Origin of the sequence: Pseudomonas sp. PKS (assembly GCF_051913525.1) — a bacterium.
Taxonomy (GTDB): Bacteria; Pseudomonadota; Gammaproteobacteria; order Pseudomonadales; family Pseudomonadaceae; genus Aquipseudomonas; species Aquipseudomonas guariconensis_D.
Genome location: NZ_JBEGDO010000016.1, coordinates 26,063 through 44,301, shown reverse-complemented (window position 1 = coordinate 44,301; position 18,239 = coordinate 26,063). Strand labels below are relative to the sequence as shown.

General features: G+C 64.4%; 14 protein-coding genes. 8 read left to right on the top strand and 6 right to left on the bottom strand.

Features of this window, described 5'->3' with window-relative positions; genetic code table 11:
- Window positions 1–120 precede the first annotated feature (120 nt).
- The 5 genes from ABOA88_RS16685 to ABOA88_RS16665 all read left to right on the top strand — a co-directional run bounded on the left by ABOA88_RS16685 (window position 121) and on the right by ABOA88_RS16665 (window position 8,816).
- On the top strand, window positions 121–2,217 hold the full coding sequence (locus ABOA88_RS16685) for a sensor domain-containing protein (RefSeq protein WP_367851845.1): 2,097 nt from the start codon (window positions 121–123) through the stop codon (window positions 2,215–2,217).
- Window positions 2,218–2,468: 251 nt separating this feature from the next.
- Window positions 2,469–3,347, top strand: a complete 879-nt coding sequence (locus tag ABOA88_RS16680; protein WP_196167760.1) for a DMT family transporter — start codon at window positions 2,469–2,471, stop codon at window positions 3,345–3,347.
- Window positions 3,348–3,621: 274 nt separating this feature from the next.
- On the top strand, window positions 3,622–5,874 hold the full coding sequence (gene katG / locus ABOA88_RS16675; protein ID WP_367851846.1) for a catalase/peroxidase HPI: 2,253 nt from the start codon (window positions 3,622–3,624) through the stop codon (window positions 5,872–5,874).
- 249 nt (window positions 5,875–6,123) lie between these two features.
- Complete coding sequence (locus tag ABOA88_RS16670; RefSeq protein WP_196167758.1) at window positions 6,124–7,335, top strand: M24 family metallopeptidase; 1,212 nt, start codon at window positions 6,124–6,126, stop codon at window positions 7,333–7,335.
- A gap of 152 nt (window positions 7,336–7,487) precedes the next feature.
- Window positions 7,488–8,816, top strand: a complete 1,329-nt coding sequence (locus tag ABOA88_RS16665; protein ID WP_196167757.1) for an MFS transporter — start codon at window positions 7,488–7,490, stop codon at window positions 8,814–8,816.
- 159 nt (window positions 8,817–8,975) lie between these two features.
- On the opposite strand, the gene ABOA88_RS16660 is transcribed toward ABOA88_RS16665, so the two are convergent.
- Window positions 8,976–9,974, bottom strand: a complete 999-nt coding sequence (locus ABOA88_RS16660; protein WP_367851847.1) for a GlxA family transcriptional regulator — start codon at window positions 9,972–9,974, stop codon at window positions 8,976–8,978.
- 169 nt (window positions 9,975–10,143) lie between these two features.
- On the opposite strand from ABOA88_RS16660, the gene pssA reads away from it, so the two are divergent.
- Window positions 10,144–11,472: a CDP-diacylglycerol--serine O-phosphatidyltransferase gene (pssA, locus tag ABOA88_RS16655; protein ID WP_367851848.1), complete on the top strand. Its 1,329-nt coding sequence runs from the start codon at window positions 10,144–10,146 to the stop codon at window positions 11,470–11,472.
- Here pssA and ABOA88_RS16650 read toward each other — a convergent pair.
- The 3 genes from ABOA88_RS16650 to ABOA88_RS16640 form a co-directional block, all read right to left on the bottom strand.
- On the bottom strand, window positions 11,456–11,965 hold the full coding sequence (locus ABOA88_RS16650; protein ID WP_367851849.1) for an HvfX family Cu-binding RiPP maturation protein: 510 nt from the start codon (window positions 11,963–11,965) through the stop codon (window positions 11,456–11,458). The two genes, pssA and ABOA88_RS16650, sit on opposite strands and share 17 nt — an antisense overlap.
- Before the next feature lie 155 nt (window positions 11,966–12,120).
- Window positions 12,121–13,407, bottom strand: coding sequence for an ATP-binding protein (locus ABOA88_RS16645; protein WP_367851850.1), 1,287 nt, complete (start codon window positions 13,405–13,407; stop codon window positions 12,121–12,123).
- Window positions 13,404–14,144 carry a response regulator gene (locus tag ABOA88_RS16640; protein ID WP_102082333.1) on the bottom strand — a complete coding sequence of 247 codons (741 nt, stop codon included), beginning with the start codon at window positions 14,142–14,144 and terminating at the stop codon, window positions 13,404–13,406. The genes ABOA88_RS16645 and ABOA88_RS16640 overlap by 4 nt, the downstream gene beginning before the upstream one ends.
- Before the next feature lie 216 nt (window positions 14,145–14,360).
- On the opposite strand from ABOA88_RS16640, the gene ABOA88_RS16635 reads away from it, so the two are divergent.
- A complete protein-coding gene (locus ABOA88_RS16635) occupies window positions 14,361–14,633 on the top strand; it encodes a DUF2790 domain-containing protein (protein ID WP_196167752.1) in 273 nt (90 codons plus the stop codon).
- On the top strand, window positions 14,623–15,153 hold the full coding sequence (locus ABOA88_RS16630; RefSeq protein WP_196167751.1) for a thioredoxin family protein: 531 nt from the start codon (window positions 14,623–14,625) through the stop codon (window positions 15,151–15,153). The genes ABOA88_RS16635 and ABOA88_RS16630 overlap by 11 nt, the downstream gene beginning before the upstream one ends.
- Window positions 15,154–15,185: 32 nt before the next feature.
- Here ABOA88_RS16630 and ABOA88_RS16625 read toward each other — a convergent pair whose 3' ends face one another.
- Together ABOA88_RS16625 and ABOA88_RS16620 are read right to left on the bottom strand one after the other, a co-directional pair.
- Entirely contained in the window at window positions 15,186–16,331 is a 1,146-nt protein-coding gene (locus ABOA88_RS16625; protein ID WP_367851851.1) for an MFS transporter, read from the bottom strand.
- Window positions 16,332–16,438: 107 nt separating this feature from the next.
- Window positions 16,439–18,121 carry an amidohydrolase gene (locus tag ABOA88_RS16620; protein WP_367851852.1) on the bottom strand — a complete coding sequence of 561 codons (1,683 nt, stop codon included), beginning with the start codon at window positions 18,119–18,121 and terminating at the stop codon, window positions 16,439–16,441.
- Window positions 18,122–18,239: the final 118 nt, after the last annotated feature.

Here is an 18,239-nt window from a genome sequence, read left to right as displayed (position 1 = left end):
CCACAAAATTTTGTGATGCACTTCACAAAATGCTTTCGGCTAACGGCATAATGCCAGCACTTGATGACTTCGATCCGGCCCTGACAGGCCGGCGTGTTCCGTGCTGCCATAGGGTAAATCATGACGCCAGTCAGCCCCGACCTCATGTACCGGCTGTTAATCCAGAGTGTGGCGGATTACGCCATCTACTTATTGACCCCCGATGGCAGGGTGGCCAATTGGAATCCCGGAGCGCAGCGGGCCAAGGGGTATTCGAGCGAGGAGATTGTCGGCAAGCATTATTCGCTGTTCTACCACGAGGATGAACGCGCTGCGGGGCTGCCGCAGCAGAACCTCGAGCAGGCCCGGCGCACCGGTCGCTTCGAGGCCAGCGGCCTGCGCCTGCGCAAGGACGGATCGGCCTTCCATGCCCATGTGGTGATCGACGCGGTGCGCGACGACCAAGGGCAACTGGTGGGGTTCGCCAAGACCACCCGCGACATCTCCGAGCACCGGCGCCAGGAGGCCGAGCTGCGCCAGGCCAAGCAGTTGGCCGAGCAGTACAGCCAGGAAATGGCCGACCTGTCGCGCTTTCTCGACTCGGTGATCGCCAACATCCCAGCCAGTGTCATCGTCCAAGACCTCGACAGCCAGCGCATCCTGCTGGCCAACCAGCAGGCCGAGCAGTTGTTTGGCGCTCAGGGTACGCGCATGGTCGGCCAGTTGCCTGAGCAGTGCCTGGCACCTGAAGCTGCCCAGTACCTGACCCAACAACTGGCCCGAGGCGCACGCAGCGTCAAGGGCTATGCCGACGAGAGTCGCGTGGTCACAGCGCTCGGCCCGCGCACCTTGCGCAGTCGGACGCTGCTCAGCCAGAACCGAGAAGGGCAGGCTGACTACGTGCTGTTCGTGGCCGAGGATGCCACCGAGGAGCTGGCGGCCCACGCCCAGATCCACTACATGGCGCACCATGACGCGCTGACCGGCTTGCCCAATCGCACCCTGTTCAGCGAGCGGCTCAAGCACGCGCTGGGCCGCGGCCAGGACAGCGGCAAGTTGACCGCGACCCTGTGCCTTGACCTGGACAACTTCAAGAACATCAACGACTCCCTCGGTCATGCCTTCGGCGACAAGCTGCTGCGCGCCCTGGGCAAGCGCCTGCGCCGTGAGTTGCGCGAGCACGACACCCTGGCCCGACTGGGCGGCGATGAGTTCGCCGTGGTCCTGGCCGGGCTGGATACGCGCGAGGCCGCCTGCCATACCGCCCAACGCCTGATCGAGGCGATCAGCCCGCCGTTTCGCATCGAAGGGCATCAGTTTTCGGTGGGCGTGAGCATCGGCATCGCCCTTGCGCCGGATGATCATGGCCAGGCCGAGCAACTGCTCGGGTATGCCGACATGGCCTTGTACGAGGCCAAGCGCAACGGCCGTAACCGCTACGAATGCTTCAGCGTCGAGATGGATGTCGCTGCCCGCCAGCGCCGCCTGGTGGAGACCGACCTGCGCACCGCCTTGCACCTGGGCCAGTTGCAGTTGCACTACCAGCCGGTGGTGGACCAGCAAACCAACAGCGTCACCGGCTATGAAGCACTGCTGCGCTGGGAGCACCCCAGCCGCGGCATGGTCATGCCCATGGACTTCATCCCCATCGCCGAGGAAACCGGGCTGATCCACGAGATCGGCACCCGCGCCCTGAATCTGGCCTGCCAGGAAGCCGCCACGTGGGAAGGCACCCAGACGGTGTCGGTGAACCTGTCCGCCGTGCAGTTCAAGAACGCCAACCTGGTACAGATCGTGGCCCTGGCCCTGGCCGACTCGGGGCTGGCGGCGCAGCGGCTGGAGCTTGAGATCACCGAGTCGGTGTTGCTGGGCAACAGCGAGGAGAACGTGCGCACCTTGCGGGCGCTGAAGGAGCTGGGGGTGTCGATTTCCCTGGATGATTTCGGCACGGGATATTCGTCGCTCGGATACTTGCGCTCGTTTCCGTTCGACCGGATCAAGATCGACAAGTCGTTCGTCCATGACATGTGCGACAGCCGCGAAGCGATGTCGATCATTCGTGCCATCACCGAACTATCCAACAGCCTGATGATCAAGACCACGGCCGAAGGGGTGGAGTCGCCCGAACAGATGCGCCGCCTGGCGGCGGAAGGGTGCTCGCATTTTCAGGGATACCTGTATGGCAAGCCGGCGCCAGCGAGCCAGCGGCTCAGGAGTGTCATGCCCGTGTCAGGCTGAAGCTCGACGGTGCTTGCTTCGCGGGTACACCCGCTCCCACAGGTTCGGTGTTGCTCGCAATTGCACCGCATACCTATCGGAGCGGGTTTAGCCGCGAACAGGCCGGAGCAGGTGGAGGCGCTACCCACACTGGCAAATCCGGTCGATCAGCGAACACAACTCTGCACGCCGATTTCTCATCCCGGTGCATCTCTTCTAGAATCCGCCCCATACCTGCGCCGGCCCCCGCCACGCGCGCCGTCGAGAGCGCCATGAGTTCCAGAACCCCGCTATCCGGAGTCAACCAACCGCTGCGCGGCATCGCCCTGGTGGTCGTGGCAACGTTCCTGTTCGCCAGTCACGACGCGCTGTCGAAGTTCCTCGGTGGCTTGTACCCGATCGTCATGGTGGTGTGGGCGCGCTACTTGGTACACACCCTGCTGATGGCGGGGATCTTCCTGCCCAAGGCCGGCATGGCCGTGCTGCGTACCCGCCGGCCGCTGTTGCAGACCCTGCGTGCCCTGAGTCTGCTGAGCACCAGCCTGCTGTTCACCGCCGGCCTGCAATACCTGCCGCTGGCCGAGGCGACGTCGGTCAACTTCCTGGCTCCGGTGTTGGTCACCGCGCTCTCGGCACCGCTGCTCAAGGAGCGGGTCACCCTCGGCCAATGGGGGGCGGTGGTGATGGGCTTTGTCGGTGTGCTGGTGGTTGTGCATCCGGGTGGGGCGATGTTCACGCCGGCGATCCTCTTCCCCCTGGGCTCGGCACTGGGTTTTTGCTTCTATCAATTGCTGACCCGCAAGCTGTCCGCCTACGACACCCCGACCACCAGCAACTTCTACGCCGGGCTGTGCAACACCTTGGTGCTGAGCGCCCTGGTGCCGTTCTTCTGGCAACTGCCGCACTGGAATCACGCCTTGCTGATGCTAGCCCTGGGCGGCTGCGGCATGACCGCCCATCTGTTGCTGACCCAGGCCTTCCGCTTCGCCGCCCCAGCCTTGCTGGCGCCGTTCAGCTACTGCCAGATCGTCTTCGCAGGGCTGTTGGGACTGGTGATTTTCAGCCAGGTGCCCGAAACCAGCAGCCTGGTGGGCATCGCCATCATCTGCCTGAGTGGGTTGGGCGCAGCCTGGATGCAGCGCGGCAAGTGAGCCACTGCCCCCCGAAAGTCCCAGCCTATTACCCCCACATAGCCACTCTATTAGAAACCTGCCACCGCTCGACTAGTCTTCATTCAGCCCCGTGAAAACGGCGCGTGGGTGTGGGCAGGGAAACCCCCGGGGCGCCTGCTTTTTCACCGTTGACAAGCCAGTGTCGGCACTGCCGACACGACCTGATGAGGGGACGCATGAGCCTGCGTGCTCAGCCGATCGAACACCTGGCCTGGACCAGGAACCTGGACAACCGACCCAAAGGTACACGCAGATGTCGAACGAATCGAAATGCCCGTTTCATCAAACCGCGGGTGGTGGCACCAGCAACCGTGACTGGTGGCCGGACCAGCTGAACCTGAAGATCCTCCACCAGCACTCCGCCAAGTCCGACCCGATGGACCCCGGTTTCGACTACGCCAAAGCGTTCAAGAGCCTCGACTTCCAGGCCCTCAAGCAGGACCTGCACGCCTTGATGACGGACTCCCAGGACTGGTGGCCCGCCGACTTCGGCCACTACGGCCCGCTGTTCATCCGCATGGCCTGGCACAGTGCCGGTACCTACCGCATCGGCGATGGTCGCGGTGGCGCAGGCTCTGGCCAGCAACGTTTCGCGCCGCTCAACAGCTGGCCGGACAACGTCAGCCTGGACAAGGCCCGGCGCCTGCTCTGGCCGATCAAGCAAAAATACGGCAACAAGATCTCCTGGGCCGACCTGATCGTGCTCACCGGCAACGTTGCCCTCGAGTCCATGGGCTTCAAGACCTTCGGTTTCTCCGGCGGGCGTGCCGATGTATGGGAGCCGGATGAAGACGTGTACTGGGGCTCCGAGAAGGTCTGGCTGGGTGGCGACACCCGCTATGGCAAGGCCCAGGCCCCAGGCCAGGGCGACTTGGTGGCAGAGCCGCAGAAACATGGTGAAGAAGAAAGCCGCGCCCTGGGGGGAGAACGTAACCTGGAGAACCCGCTGGCCGCCGTGCAGATGGGGCTGATCTATGTGAACCCGGAAGGCCCGGACGCCAACCCCGACCCTGTGGCCTCGGGCAAGGACATCCGCGAGACCTTCGGGCGCATGGCCATGAACGATGAGGAAACCGTGGCCCTGATCGCCGGTGGGCATGCCTTCGGCAAGACCCACGGCGCCGGCCCCGCCGACAACGTAGGCCCAGAGCCAGAAGCCGCAGGCCTCGAACTGCAAGGCCTGGGCTGGCAGAACAAGTTCGGCACCGGCAAGGGCGGCGACACCATCACCAGTGGCCTTGAAGTGACCTGGACGTCTACCCCGACCAAGTGGAGCAACGAGTACCTGGAGAACCTGTTCAACTTCGATTGGGAACTGACCAAGAGCCCGGCCGGTGCCCACCAGTGGCGGCCGAAGAACGGCGCCGGGGCAGGGCAGATCCCTGATGCCCATGATCCTTCCAAGCGTCACGCGCCGGCCATGCTCACCTCCGACCTGGCCCTGCGTTTCGACCCGATCTATGAGCCGATCGCCCGGCGCTTCAAGGACAACCCAGAGCAGTTGGCTGACGCCTTCGCCCGTGCCTGGTACAAGCTGATCCACCGGGACATGGGCCCGCTGTCACGCTATCTGGGCCCGGAAATGCCCCAGGAGGTGCTGCTCTGGCAGGACCCGATCCCGCCTGTGGACCACCCGCTGATCAACGATCAGGACATCGCCGCCCTCAAGGCCAAGGTACTGGCCTCGGGCCTGAGTGTGTCCGAACTGGTCTCCACCGCCTGGGCCTCGGCCTCCACCTTCCGGGGTTCGGACAAGCGCGGTGGTGCCAACGGCGGCCGCCTGCGTCTCGCGCCGCAGAAGTTCTGGGCAGCCAACCAGCCTGAACAATTGGACAAGGTGCTCAAGGCGCTGGAGAAGATCCAGAGCGAGTTCAACGCCTCGGGCAAGAAGGTTTCCCTGGCCGATCTGATCGTGCTGGCCGGCTGCGCCGCGGTGGAAAAAGCCGCCAAGGACGGCGGGCACACAGTCAATGTGCCGTTCAGGCCCGGACGCATGGACGCCTCCCAGGAGCAGACCGATGTCGAGTCGTTCGGTGTGCTTGAGCCCTTGGCCGACGGTTTCCGCAACTTCACCAAGGCCCGCTACAGCGTCAAGGCCGAGAAACTGTTGCTGGACAAAGCCCAGTTGCTCACCCTGACCGCACCGCAGATGACTGTGCTGATCGGCGGCCTGAGGGTACTCGGCGCCAATGTCGGTGGCAGCCGACTAGGGGTCTTCACCGACAAGCCCGGTGTGCTGTCCAATGATTTCTTCCGCAACCTGCTGGACATGGGCGTGGAGTGGAAACCGACCTCGGCGGACAACGAAACCTTCGAAGGCCGTGATCGCAAGACCGGCCAGGTGAAGTGGACTGGCACCCGCGTTGACCTGGTGTTTGGCTCCCACGCCCAGTTACGGGCCTTGTCGGAGGTCTATGGCAGCAGTGACGGCCAGGACAAGTTCGTCAAGGACTTCGTCGCTGCCTGGGTCAAAGTGATGGAGCTCGACAGGTTCGACTTGAAGTAACCGTGGCTTGAGGGGCCTGTACGCCCCTTTCGCGATACCAGGCCGCCCCACAGGTACTGCGCACGCCATTGCGCTGTGCCTGTGGGGCGGTTTTGTGTCAGGTGATCCGCAAAAAAGGCCGCCAAGGGGCGGTGGCCGTTTCGCCAATTTCAGGTCGGATAGATACAAAAGCGCCCTTGGTCGTTCTGCTGCAATGCATCCCAGGCAACCGGCCTGAACAGCATGCCCATAACGACAAGGAAACCCACCATGCAAATGCCCAAGACCCTGAAAATCCGCAACGGCGAGAAAGCCAAACCCACGTTCTCCGCCCAGGAGTACGCTGCCCGCCAGGCCCGCCTGCGCGCCTACATGGCCGAGCATGACATCGAGGCGGCGATCTTCACCTCCTACCACAACGTCAACTACTACAGCGACTTCCTCTATTGCTCGTTCGGGCGTCCCTACGCGCTGGTGGTCACCCAGGACAAGGTGGTCTCGATCAGCGCCAACATCGATGGCGGCCAACCCTGGCGGCGTACGGTCGGCACCGACAACATCGTCTACACCGACTGGCAGCGCGACAACTTCTTCGTCGCCATCCAGCAGGCCCTGCCGCTGGCCTCGCGCATCGGTGTGGAGCATGACCATCTCAACCTGCAGAATCACGGCAAGCTCGCTGCCTGTTATCCCAAGGCCGAGTTGGTCGACATCGGCGCGCCTTGCATGCGCATGCGCATGATCAAGTCCGCCGAAGAGCAGGCATTGATCCGTCAGGGTGCGCGTGTCGCCGACATCGGTGGCGCGGCAGTGGTCGAGGCCCTGCGCGATCAGGTGCCTGAGTACGAGGTGGCATTGCATGCCACCCAGGCAATGGTGCGTGAGATCGCCCGCAGCTTCCCTGACGCCGAGCTGATGGATACCTGGACCTGGTTCCAGTCGGGGCTCAATACCGATGGCGCACATAACCCGGTCACCAGCCGCAAGGTGAGCAAGGGCGAGATCCTCAGCCTCAACTGCTTCCCGATGATCGCCGGTTACTACACCGCGCTGGAGCGCACCTTGTTCCTCGACCACTGCCCGGACGAGTACCTGCGCCTGTGGCAAGCCAACGTCGAGGTGCACGAAGCGGGCTTGAAGCTGGTACGTCCCGGCATCCGCTGCTGCGACATCGCCCGCGAGCTGAACGAGATCTTCCTTCGCCATGACCTGCTGCAGTACCGCACCTTCGGTTACGGCCACTCCTTCGGCACCCTGAGCCATTACTACGGCCGCGAAGCGGGGCTGGAGCTGCGCGAGGACATCGACACCGTGCTCGAGCCAGGCATGGTGGTGTCGATCGAGCCGATGATCATGCTGCCCGAAGGGCATCCCGGCGCGGGTGGCTACCGTGAGCACGACATCCTGATCGTCAACGAGCACGGTGCCGAGAACATCACCCATTTCCCCTACGGGCCGGAGCACAACATCATCCGCAAGTGACCCTCGGGCACGGTCGCGGGCCAGCCCGCGACCTTCCCGCCAGTGACCGCTCGACCCTGCCGCCAATTACAAGAACAGAGGGTATCCGTCATGTCCCAGCGTCATTCCGTTGTGCCGAAATCTCGTTTGCTGCCCGTCCAGGGAGGTGCACGATGATCACCTTGAGTGCCCGTCATCTGGAGCTTCCGGCACAGGACGCCGAACGCCAGGCGCTGCGCAAGGCTGCGCGAGCCAGTTTCATGGGCAACTTCGTCGAATGGTTCGACTATGCCGCCTATGGCTACCTGGCCACCATCATCGCTGCCACGTTCTTCCCCGATGCCGACAAGACCACCGGCTTGCTGGCCACCTTTGCGGTGTTTGCCTTGTCCTTCATCGTCCGACCGCTGGGTGGGGTGGTCTGGGGGCATTTCGGCGACCGCTACGGGCGACGCAACGCGCTGTCGTGGTCGATCCTGATCATGTCGGTGTCGACGTTTTGCATCGGCATACTGCCCAGCCATGCGCAGATCGGCCTGTGGGCGCCGTGCCTCTTGCTTCTGATTCGCCTCGTACAGGGTTTTTCCGCGTCGGGCGAGTATGCCGGGGCCTCGGCGTTTCTGGCCGAATACGCGCCAGCAGGCCGTCGCGGGCTGTACACCAGCATCGTGCCGGCCAGTACCGCCGCTGGGTTGCTGTTCGGCGCCGCGTTCGTTGCCAGCCTGCATGCGCTGCTCAGCACCGAGGCCTTGCACAGCTGGGGGTGGCGCCTGCCGTTTTTGCTGGCTGCACCGTTCGGCCTGGTGGGGCGCTATATCCGCATGAGCCTGCAGGACACGCCCAAGTTCCTGGAGATGGAGCAGCGCCTGGAAAGCAAGGGCTGCGCGGGCGCCACACCGATCCGCGAACTGCTGACCCTGCACCGGCGCAGCGTGCTGATCGGCATTGGCGTGACCTGCCTGAATGCGGTCGCCTTCTACCTGCTGCTCAGCTACATGCCGACTTACCTGTCCAACGAAATGGGCATGAGCGAGGGTGACTCGTTCATTGCCTCGACGGTGTCGCTGGCAACCTACATCGGGTTGATCTTCCTGATGGGGCGCTTGTCGGACCGCTTTGGCCGCAAGCCCATGCTGGTGGTCGCCTCGCTGCTGTTTCTGGGGCTGACGGTGCCCCTGTTCAGCCTGCTCGACCATCAGCCGTTGCTGGTGATCCTGGCGATCCAGATTTTGTTCGGTGCGATGCTGGCGATGAACGACGGCACCTTGCCATGCCTGCTGGCAGAGATTTTCCCCACGCGCGTGCGCTTCAGCGGGTTTGCCTTGAGCTTCAACATCGCCAACGCGTTGTTCGGTGGCACCGCGCCGTTCATTGCCACCTGGCTGATCCAGGTCACTGGCAACAAGCTGGCCCCGGCGGGATACCTGCTGGCCGCTGCGGTGGTGGCGCTGGTGGCCATGCTGGCCTGCCGAGAAACGGCGCATCGGGCGTTGCAGGATTGACCGCACAGAGCGCTCGCCGCTCCCAAGCGGTAGGACGGTGTGTTCGAGAGCAACCCATAACCTGTGGGAGCGGCTTCACCCGCGAACACCGGCATAGCCGGTGCCAGGCGCCGCCGAGAACCCTTGTTCGAGGTGAACCTGGCGTTCGCTAGGAACCCATCAGTGCAACGACGCCTGTCGCCGCTCCCCGAGCGGCGACAGGCCAAAGAACCGGCTGTAGCTCTTGGAAAAATGCGCAGGCGAGGTAAAGCCACAGGCCAGGGCGATTTCCCGCACCTGGGCATCGCTGCGCAGCAGCATCTCCCGCGCCCGTGACAGACGCAGCTCCAGGTAATACTGGCTGGGCGTGCGCTGCAGGTACTTGTGAAACAGCCGCTCCAGTTGGCGCACCGTCACCTCGTTGAGGGTTGCCAGCTCTTCCAGCCCTAGGGGTTCTTCCAGGTTGGCTTCCATGATCGCCACCACCTGGCTCAGCTTGGGTTGGGCATTGCCGAGCCGGGTGCGCAGTGGCACCCGCTGGCGGTCACGCTCGCCACGCACCCGGTCGCACAGCAACAGCTCGGCAGCCTTGGCGGCGATGGCCTGGCCGTCGGGTAGGCGGGCGACCAATTGCAACATCATGTCCATGGCGGCCACGCCGCCGGAGCAGGTGTAGCGGTCGCGGTCCAGCTCGTACAGTTGATTGGAGATGACGATGCCGGGGAAACGCTCCTTGAGCGCTTCGATGTCTTCCCAGTGGATGGTGCAGCGATAGCCTTTGAGCAACTGCGCCCGCGCCAGCAGGTAGCTGCCCGTGCATATGCCACCCAGGGGCACCCGCTGGCGGGCAAGTTGTCGCAGCCAGTCGATCAGCGGGCGACTGTCACGGTCGTTGGCAATGGGGTTGGCACCGACCACGAACAGGGCATCCAGTGCTGGTGCGTCAGCGATTCCATGGTCGGGCAGCACGCGCATGCCATTGCTGGCGGACACAGGCTCCGGCGTGGCGGCGACGACTACGGTGCGAAACAACGGGCGGCAGGCGGCCAGGTTGGCCATGCGCAGGGCCTCGACCGCCGAGGCCAGGCCGATAGTGGTGAAGTTGGGCTGTACCAGAAAGCCGAACGTCCTGGGCGGGGGGAGCGGGGAGGAAGGCTGCGCGGAGCAGGGCTGGACCATGGGCGATTTACCTGTGCAAGCTGAGGCGTCGTTGTTTCCGGGCTATAAGAAAAAACCGAGCCGTGAGAATTCTTGTTGTTCTATGCCGTGGCCGGCCCGATAGTACACCCGGATGACAGGGGCCGGAATGCCCACGACCCGGAACCCCTTTTGCACAGGAGACGACCGCTTGAACCGTAAATCCGTGCCGGTACCCCAGGAAGGTTTCGCCCTGGCTCCCGGTGCCATCGAGGTGTTGCCCGATGCGGCGAGCTACCGCACTCGCTTGCTCGAGCTGATTGCCAGCGCCACCCAACGCATTGTCCTCGTCGCCCTGTACCTGCAGGAGGACGAGGCCGGCCAGGAGGTGCTCGATGCCCTGTACCGGGCCAAGGCGGCGCGACCGGGGCTGGAGATTCTCATCGTTGTCGACTGGTTCCGGGCCCGGCGCGGCTTGCTGGGGGCGGGCCGGCAACCGGGCAATGCGGCCTGGTACCAGGCCCAGCGTCAACGCCATGGCCTGGATGTGGTGATCCATGGCGTGCCGGTGCAGACCCGCGAGCTGTTCGGCGTGCTGCACCTCAAAGGCAGCATCATCGATGACCAGGTGCTGTACACCGGAGCGAGCCTGAACAACGTCTACCTGCACCGCTTCGACCGCTACCGACTGGACCGCTACCACCTGTTCCACAATCCTGGGTTGGCTGACACCATGGCCGGTCTGGTGCGGCAGATACTGGCGACTAGCGCGACACCCCGCCTGGACCTGCCCGCACCGCCCACGACCAAACGCCTGCGTGGTGCGATTCGCCGGTTGCGTGCGCGATTGAGGCACATGGCCTACGAACTGCCCGTGGCTCCGGCACGCGAAGGGCTGCGGGTGATCCCCCTGCTGGGCGTCGGCCGGGGCAATCCGCTCAACCGCAGCGTATGCGCGCTGCTTGCGGCTGCGCGTTCGCAGATCGTGCTCAGCACACCGTACTTCAACCCACCCCGGGTACTGATCGCCGAGATCGACCGGGCGCTCGCACGTGGGGTGACGGTGGAGCTGATCATCGGTCACCGAACCGCCAACGATTTCTACGTTGCCCCCGGACAACCCTTTACTGCCAGCGCCGCCTTGCCCTATCTGTACGAGGACAACCTGCGTGCCTTCGCCCGTCGACGCCAGGCCGCCATTGCCGGCGGCCGGCTGCAGGTGCGGATCTGGAACGATCCGGGGCACACCTTCCATGCCAAAGGGGTGTGGATTGACGAACACTACAGCTTGCTCACCGGCAACAACCTCAATCCCCGTGGTTTCAATCTGGACCTTGAAAACGGTCTGTTGATCGATGACCCCCAGGGGCAGTGGCTCGCCCCCCGTGAGGCCGAGCTCGAAAGGATCCGTCGGCACGCCCCCCGGCTGTCCTCGGCCGAGGAACTGGGCGAGGCCGGCGAACACCCGCGCGAAGTGCTCAAGCTGCTGCGGCGGCTGCGTTACAGCCGCCTCGAGCCGCTGATCAGGCGGGTGCTCTGACGCTCAATGGCTGGAACCGGCCGCGCAGCCAGTGGTCCAGGCTCAGGCGGCCGGCCCCTTTGAGCAACAGGGGTAGCAGGGCCACCAAGTAGATGACCGGCAGCTTGAAGTTGCCGTAGCCCTGGTTGGTGATCGCATAGCCCTGGGCAAGCTCGGCCAGGCTCGACCACTGTGCCGGCCAGTGCACCGCGGCAATGGCTACCACCGTCACCACCATCAGCACGGCCGAGGCCAGGCGCGTGCCCAGGCCGAGCAGCAGCAACAGCGGGCAGATCAACTCCGCCCACAGCGAGAGTTGCCAGTTCAAATTGGCCGGCAATAGGTTGAACGGGAAGGGAAAACTCGATTGCAGATCAGTGAACCAGTTGGCGCCGTTGAATTTCTCGATACCCGATTCGAAGAACTCCCAGGCCAGGAACAGGCGCAGGGGCAGGTCGGCGCTCCAGGTACCGAGGCGATCCAGGGCGTTAAAGGCGCGGGGCAATGCGTTCATGGTCAGGCTCTCTTGTCAGCAGGTTGGAGAACTCGAGCCCGGGGGCTCGAGGAGCGACAAGGAGTGTGTGCGGCCAGGGTGTCTGCAGTGTGTCCAGGACAGTGGCGTTATGTATCGGCGTGTAGTCGACGTCGGGGCCGGGAAGCGGCCCCACGTCATTTGAGCTCGATCTGCGCGCACAGCCCGCCGCCGGCGCGGTTGCTCAAGGTCAGTTGCCCCCCCATGGCCTGGGTCAGTTGCTGGGCAATCGCCAGCCCCAGGCCGGTACCTCCGGTGCTGCGGTTGCGTGAGCCTTCCACCCGGTAGAACGGTTTGAGCACTTCGGCCAGTTCATCACCAGGAATGCCAGGCCCTTCGTCGAGCACACGGATCAAGGTGCTGCTACCGGCGTGCTCGACCTCAAGCTGCGCGGCGCCTGCGAACTTCAGCGCGTTGTCCACCAGGTTCACCAGCACCCGGCGCAGGGCGTGGGGGCGGGTGTGCAGGGTGACATCGGTGGCGCCCAGGCGCTCGACCTTGGCGCCGCTGTCCTGGTAATCGAAGACCAGGCTGTCGAGGAAGGCATCGAGCTTGATGCGGCAGGGCGCCTCGGTGCTGCTGTCCATGCTGCGCGCGTACGCCACCCCTTCGCGCACCAGGTGCTCCATGGCGCTCAGGTCGCTCCAGAGTTTGTCCTTCTCCAGGCCGTCGTCCATCACCTCCACCCGCAATTTCATGCGCGTGATGGGGGTTTGCAGGTCATGGGAAATGGCCGCCAGCAGCTGCATGCGCTCCTTGAGGTAGGCCGCGATGCGCGCCTGCAGGGCGTTGAAGGCGACCGCTGCGTAGCGCACCTCCCTGGGGCCGCTTTCGTCCAGTTGGGGGCCGGGTTTGTCCGGGTCCAGGTCGTCCACCGCGCGGGCCAGCCGGGTCAGTGGGCGTATCGCCAGGCGCACGGCCAGCCAGGTGCAGCCCAGCAGCACCGCCAGCTGGATCACCAGCACCACCGGCAGCCATTTGGCCAAGGGCACACCGGCCGGGGTGACGTCGATGGTCAACGGCGCGCCGTCCGTCAGGCGCAAGTGGGCCTGAAAATGCGGGTTGGGGCCGGGGATCTCCTGGAAGGTCAGGCGGTAGTCCTGGCCGATCGCCTTGACGATCGACTCGGCGGCCATGGGCGGGTCCTCGCTGGGCATGGCCTGACCACTGAGGCCTTCGCCCAGTTGGTAGCGATAGTTGTGCCGCTGCAGGCGTGGCAGCCAGGCGGCGCGCTCGTCGGCCGGCAGGCGCTCGAGGATCGCCACCGAGGTTGCCACGTCTTGCTCCAGGTTGTTCAGCATCATCGAGCGGCTGCTGACATAGCGCTCGTAGAACTGCAGGCCGAACGACAGCCCGTAGGCCAGCACCAGCCCGGTGAGGAAGATCAGCGCCAGGCGCGAGGCAAGGGTACGGGGCCATCTCATGACGGCGACTCGAGCAACTGCACCGGCAAGGAGAACACGTAGCCCTCGCTGCGCACGGTCTTGATGCAGGTGGGTTCGCGGGCATCGTCGCCCAGACGCTGGCGCAGGCGGCTGACCAGCAGGTCGATGGAGCGGTCGAAGATATCCGCTTCGCGGCCTTGGGTGAGGTTGAGCAGTTGTTCGCGGCTGAGCACCCGTTGTGGGTGGTCGAGAAACACCCGCAGCAGGCGATACTCCGCGCCGCTCAGGGCCACCAGGGTGCCGTCGGTGTCGAGCAGGTGGCGGGCGGTGGTGTCCAGCCGCCATTGGCCGAAGCCGATCAGCCGGCTGCTTTCGCTGATGGTCAGGTTCGGCGGCAGCATCCGCGTGCGACGCAGCACGGCGTTGATGCGCGCCAGCAGTTCGCGCGCCGAGAAGGGTTTGGTGAGGTAGTCGTCGGCACCCATCTCCAGGCCGATGATGCGGTCGGTCTCATCGTTGCGTGCGGTGAGCATCAGCACCGGCGTGTTGCGGTGCTTGCCGGCGCGCAGTTCGCGGCACAGCAGCAGGCCGTCGTCGCCGGGCATCATGATGTCGAGCACGATCAGGTCGACCGCGTTGTTCTCCAGGAAGGCGCGCATTTGCCGGCCATCGGCGACGATGCTGGTACGCAGGCCGTTCTTCTTCAAGTAGTTGCCGACCAGCTCGCGGATTTCGCGATCGTCGTCGACGATCAGGATGTGATCGACATGTTCCATCGGAGGGTTCCTGTACAGAGTTGGATAGGCGCAGTGTACCGAGCGTCGTGGCCCTTGCGGACCGGGCTTTGTATTGCAGTGTATCTGCCTGCGTTGCAGATACAGCACAAGGCAATAGGGGCCCTTTGCGGACACAGCCCGGATACCCGCCAGCGGTGAAATGGCTCTCGACCGGGGAACACTCCCCATCGCATGAACACTCGCAGGAGAGATGCCATGACCACCAAGACTTTTGCCATCGCCGCCTTGTTTGCTTTGTCCAGTTTGGGCGCCATCGGTGCCCAGGCAAGCCCGCAACCGATGCAGGACAACGTGATGCAATACCGCTATGGCGACCATCTGGATATCCAGAAAGTACTCTCTACCCAGGACGACCAGGCCAACGCCTGTGGCGTGGTCACCACCCGCATGGATTACCTGGACTCCCACGGCCAGCGTCAGAGCGTCGAGTACCGTAGCTACGCCACCGGCGGTTGCCATGAAAATTGACCGGCGCATGCTGATCAAGGTCGGCGGGGCGGGCATGGGACTGGTGGGGCTTGGCCTGGCCGGCTACCTGGCGGCGCGGGACGGGCAGGGCGCCATGCCTTCGCTGGCCGGCGCCAGCCAGTGGCTGAACACGGCGCCGCTGGATGCCCCGGCGCTCAAGGGCAAGGTGGTGCTGGTGGATTTCTGGACCTGGGATTGCGTCAACTGCCAGCGCAGCCTGCCCCATGTCAACGACTGGTCCCGGCGCTATGCCGACCAGGGGCTGGTGGTGATCGGCGTGCATACGCCGGAATACGACTACGAGCATGACCTAGGCACCCTGCGCCAGAAGGTCGCCAGTCTAGGCATCGGCTATCCGGTAGCGGTGGACAACGACTACCGGATCTGGAACGCCTGGGGCAACCAGTTCTGGCCGGCCCATTACTTCATCGACCGCCAGGGGCAGGTGCGCCATGTACATTACGGCGAAGGCGGCTATGACGGGCAGGAGAAGGTGATCCAGGCGTTGTTGGCTGAATGACCGTGCATCCTGGGGCGCTTGGCGCCCCTTTTTTACAAGGCCTTCTGTCGTTCGCGCATGCCCGCCATGCACTTGAGCAGAAAACCGATGGTCACCGCACTGGCTGCGGTGATGAAGATCGAAGGCTTTCCGGTCACCTGCAACAGCATCGAGATGAACGCTGGCGCAACCGCAGCCGCACTGGCCAGCGTGATCGGCACCAGTGGGGTGAACTGGCCTTGAGGGTCGTTGGTGGCGATGGCGCCCATGTAGTAGCTCAACGCCAGGGCCCAGCCGAAGTTAAGGATGAACAGCGCCACGAACAGGCTCATCGCGCTCGGTGTACCCCCGGCGAGCAGGACGATGGCCAACAGCACCAGCAACGAGCCAAAGCCGATCATCGGCCCGCGGCTGACCCGTGCCCCCAACAGGCTCGGCAGACCCGAGCCAGGCAGGCCGCCCAGTACGCCCATGCCGAATGCCCAGCCCACTTCCACGGCGCTAAGGCCTTGGTCATGCCCCAGCTGATCGAGGAAGCCCCAGACGCTGTAGATCGCCAGTTGCAGGAACAACATACCCAGCAGTGAGTAGCGGCCGATGCGTGCCGAGCCCTGACCGCTGGCGGCCAGCACGGTGCCGCGGGTGACGGCCTGGCAGACCGGCAAGGCGATGCAACTGACGCTGATCAGGCCGAACCAGCCCGCCATCGAGGCGATCGCCAGCGAACTGCCGAACGCTTCGGCCACCAGCGGCAGGGTCGCGGCCGAGAACGCGAAGATGCCTGTCTGCAGGAACAGCACCAGGCCAAAGGAGCGGTCCTGTCCCGGCAGGCGGCCGAGATCGTTGAGGGCATTGGCGTACAGCAGGCCCCCGCCAATCCCTGCGAGCAGGCGCCAGGCAAGCACCAGGGTGAAGCTGGCGCTTTGCGCCGTGAACAGGTTACAGGCCAGCGCCAGCAGCGCAGCCAGGAGATAGACGCGGCGCTGGCTGCCTTGCCGGGCCAACAAGGGGCTAAGCAGGGTACCCAGGACCAGGCCACCCATTTCCATGGCGATCACCAGGCCTTGCTGGCTGAGGGAAAGGACCAGGCGTTCGGCCAGCAGGCCGATGAACATGGGTTGAACGCCGATGACGATGATTGCCGTGCTGGCGATGAAGATCAGAGAAGCACGCTGGAGCCGGGAATTGTTGTTGTGCATTGTGGGGTCCCGATGAATGAAATGGCTGATGCGTGTCGCAGCAGAGGGCCTCGCAGCCCGCGCATTGGCGCGACACTGCGAAGCGGCGTGGGGCGAAGGGCCTGCGCTCAGGTCAGGGCGCGGCTCAGTTGGTCATGGGTGACTTCGCCGTTCATCAGGGTCAGCAGGACCTCGGTCTTGCCGATCTGGTAGCGATCCAGCTCGAACAAGTCCTGCTCCATGATGATGATGTCCGCGCGCTTGCCTTCGCTGATCGAGCCGATCTCTTTCTCCAGGCCCAACTGGTAGGCGCCATTGATGGTGTAGGCGGCGATCAGCTGGGGGATGCTCAGCTTCTCGTGGATGTCCGGCATCACCGGGGCATCGGGCTCGCCCGCCAACTGCCGGGTATGTCCGGACTCGATGTGCTCCACCGGTCGATGCTGGCAGCGGCACTGACAGGCCAGGCCGTCCATGCCGATGGACACGGTCACGCCCTGCTCGATGAAGCTGCGGAACTTGTACATCGAGGCCCAGCGCTGCGGGCCGTAGGACTTCTGGATCGCCTGGGTATAGGCGTCGACCACGCCCCATTGCAGTTGGGTGTTGGCCATCACGCCGATGCGGCGAAAACGCGGGATGTCGTCCGGGTGGGTGAGGAACGCGTGGGTGATCACATGGCGACGGTCGCGCGGCGGGTTGCTCGCACCGACTCGCTCGAACACATCCAAGGCCATGCGCACGGCGCCATCGCCCACGGCGTGGACCATCACGTCGATGCCGTTGAGGTCGGCCTCACGCACGTGCCGCTCGAAGGTTTCCTCCGGCATGGTGGTGCTGCCGCAGCTGTGCGGCTTGTCACAGTAGGGTTCGAGCAGGTAGGCGGTGTGGTTCATCTCGGTGCCGTCGAGCATCAGTTTCAGCGCCTGGGCCTTGACCAGAGGGCTTGCATACTCAGCGCGCAGGGCCTTGAGGCTGGCCACCGGGTCCGGGTCGGTGCCCATGTCGATGTAGCTGCCAACTACCCGGAGTTTGAGGCGTTGCTCGTCTTCCAGACGCATCAGGGTCTGGTACAGCAGCGACTGATCGCCGCTCGGGTCGAGGAAGCCTGCGTCGAACACGGTGGTGATGCCGGCGGCGACCAGTTTCTCTTGCCACAGGGCGATCGAGCGCAGGTAAAGGTCGATGCCGACGGGCAGATAACCCAGGTCGCTCAGGCGCTGCATCAGGAGCGAATAGGCCGCGCCATCGACGATCAGACCCGTGGGTTCGCCGGTGTGCGGGTCCTTCTCGAACCAGCTGGCGCCTTCTTCCACCGGTGGTGTGTCACGGTCGATGCCTGCCAGCTCCAGGGCCTTGGAGTTGACCCACATGGAATGGTAGTCGGTGGACAGCAGGCACACCGGCTTGTCGGCACAGATTGCGTCCAGGGTTTCGCGGCGCAGCATGTCCGCAGGCACCAAGGCCTGGACCCAGCCCATGCCGGTGATGGCTTTCTCGTTGGGGTTCTCGTCCACGTAGCGCTTGAGCGCAGCCAGCACCTGATGGGGGTCTTCATGGTTGACGAAGGCCTGATGGGCGAAGGCGGTGGTGGAGAAGTGCCAGTGGGATTCGACGAAACCTGGCAGCACCAACTTGCCCTGGGCGTCGATCATGCGCGTGGCAGGGCCCTTGAAAGCCAGCACGCTGCGGTCGTCGCCGACATGCACGATACGCTCGCCACGTACCGCCACGGCGCTGGCCCAGGGGCGGTGCGAATCGACGGTGTAGATACGGGCATGATGGATGATCAGGTCGGCATGTTCAGTCATGGCGGTACTCGTGGGGCTGGGCGAGGGAGGGCCGCGGACGACAGGCGAGGGTAGGCATTGCAAGGCTCCCGCTGTTTGTTGTTGTCGGGCAGGGTGCGGCCGGTACGGTGTGATCAGT

Bases quoted from the DNA above. Each gene is read 5' to 3' on its own strand.
- ABOA88_RS16670 (WP_196167758.1), top strand. From the start codon at position 6,124: ATGCAAATGCCCAAGACCCTGAAAATCCGCAACGGCGAGAAAGCCAAA.
- ABOA88_RS16630 (WP_196167751.1), top strand. From the start codon at position 14,623: ATGAAAATTGACCGGCGCATGCTGATCAAGGTCGGCGGGGCGGGCATG.
- ABOA88_RS16625 (WP_367851851.1), bottom strand. From the start codon at position 16,331: ATGCACAACAACAATTCCCGGCTCCAGCGTGCTTCTCTGATCTTCATC.
- katG (WP_367851846.1), top strand. From the start codon at position 3,622: ATGTCGAACGAATCGAAATGCCCGTTTCATCAAACCGCGGGTGGTGGC.
- ABOA88_RS16660 (WP_367851847.1), bottom strand. From the start codon at position 9,974: ATGGTCCAGCCCTGCTCCGCGCAGCCTTCCTCCCCGCTCCCCCCGCCC.
- ABOA88_RS16620 (WP_367851852.1), bottom strand. From the start codon at position 18,121: ATGACTGAACATGCCGACCTGATCATCCATCATGCCCGTATCTACACC.
- ABOA88_RS16640 (WP_102082333.1), bottom strand. From the start codon at position 14,144: ATGGAACATGTCGATCACATCCTGATCGTCGACGACGATCGCGAAATC.
- ABOA88_RS16635 (WP_196167752.1), top strand. From the start codon at position 14,361: ATGACCACCAAGACTTTTGCCATCGCCGCCTTGTTTGCTTTGTCCAGT.
- ABOA88_RS16650 (WP_367851849.1), bottom strand. From the start codon at position 11,965: ATGAACGCATTGCCCCGCGCCTTTAACGCCCTGGATCGCCTCGGTACC.
- ABOA88_RS16645 (WP_367851850.1), bottom strand. From the start codon at position 13,407: ATGAGATGGCCCCGTACCCTTGCCTCGCGCCTGGCGCTGATCTTCCTC.
- ABOA88_RS16685 (WP_367851845.1), top strand. From the start codon at position 121: ATGACGCCAGTCAGCCCCGACCTCATGTACCGGCTGTTAATCCAGAGT.
- ABOA88_RS16665 (WP_196167757.1), top strand. From the start codon at position 7,488: ATGATCACCTTGAGTGCCCGTCATCTGGAGCTTCCGGCACAGGACGCC.
- ABOA88_RS16680 (WP_196167760.1), top strand. From the start codon at position 2,469: ATGAGTTCCAGAACCCCGCTATCCGGAGTCAACCAACCGCTGCGCGGC.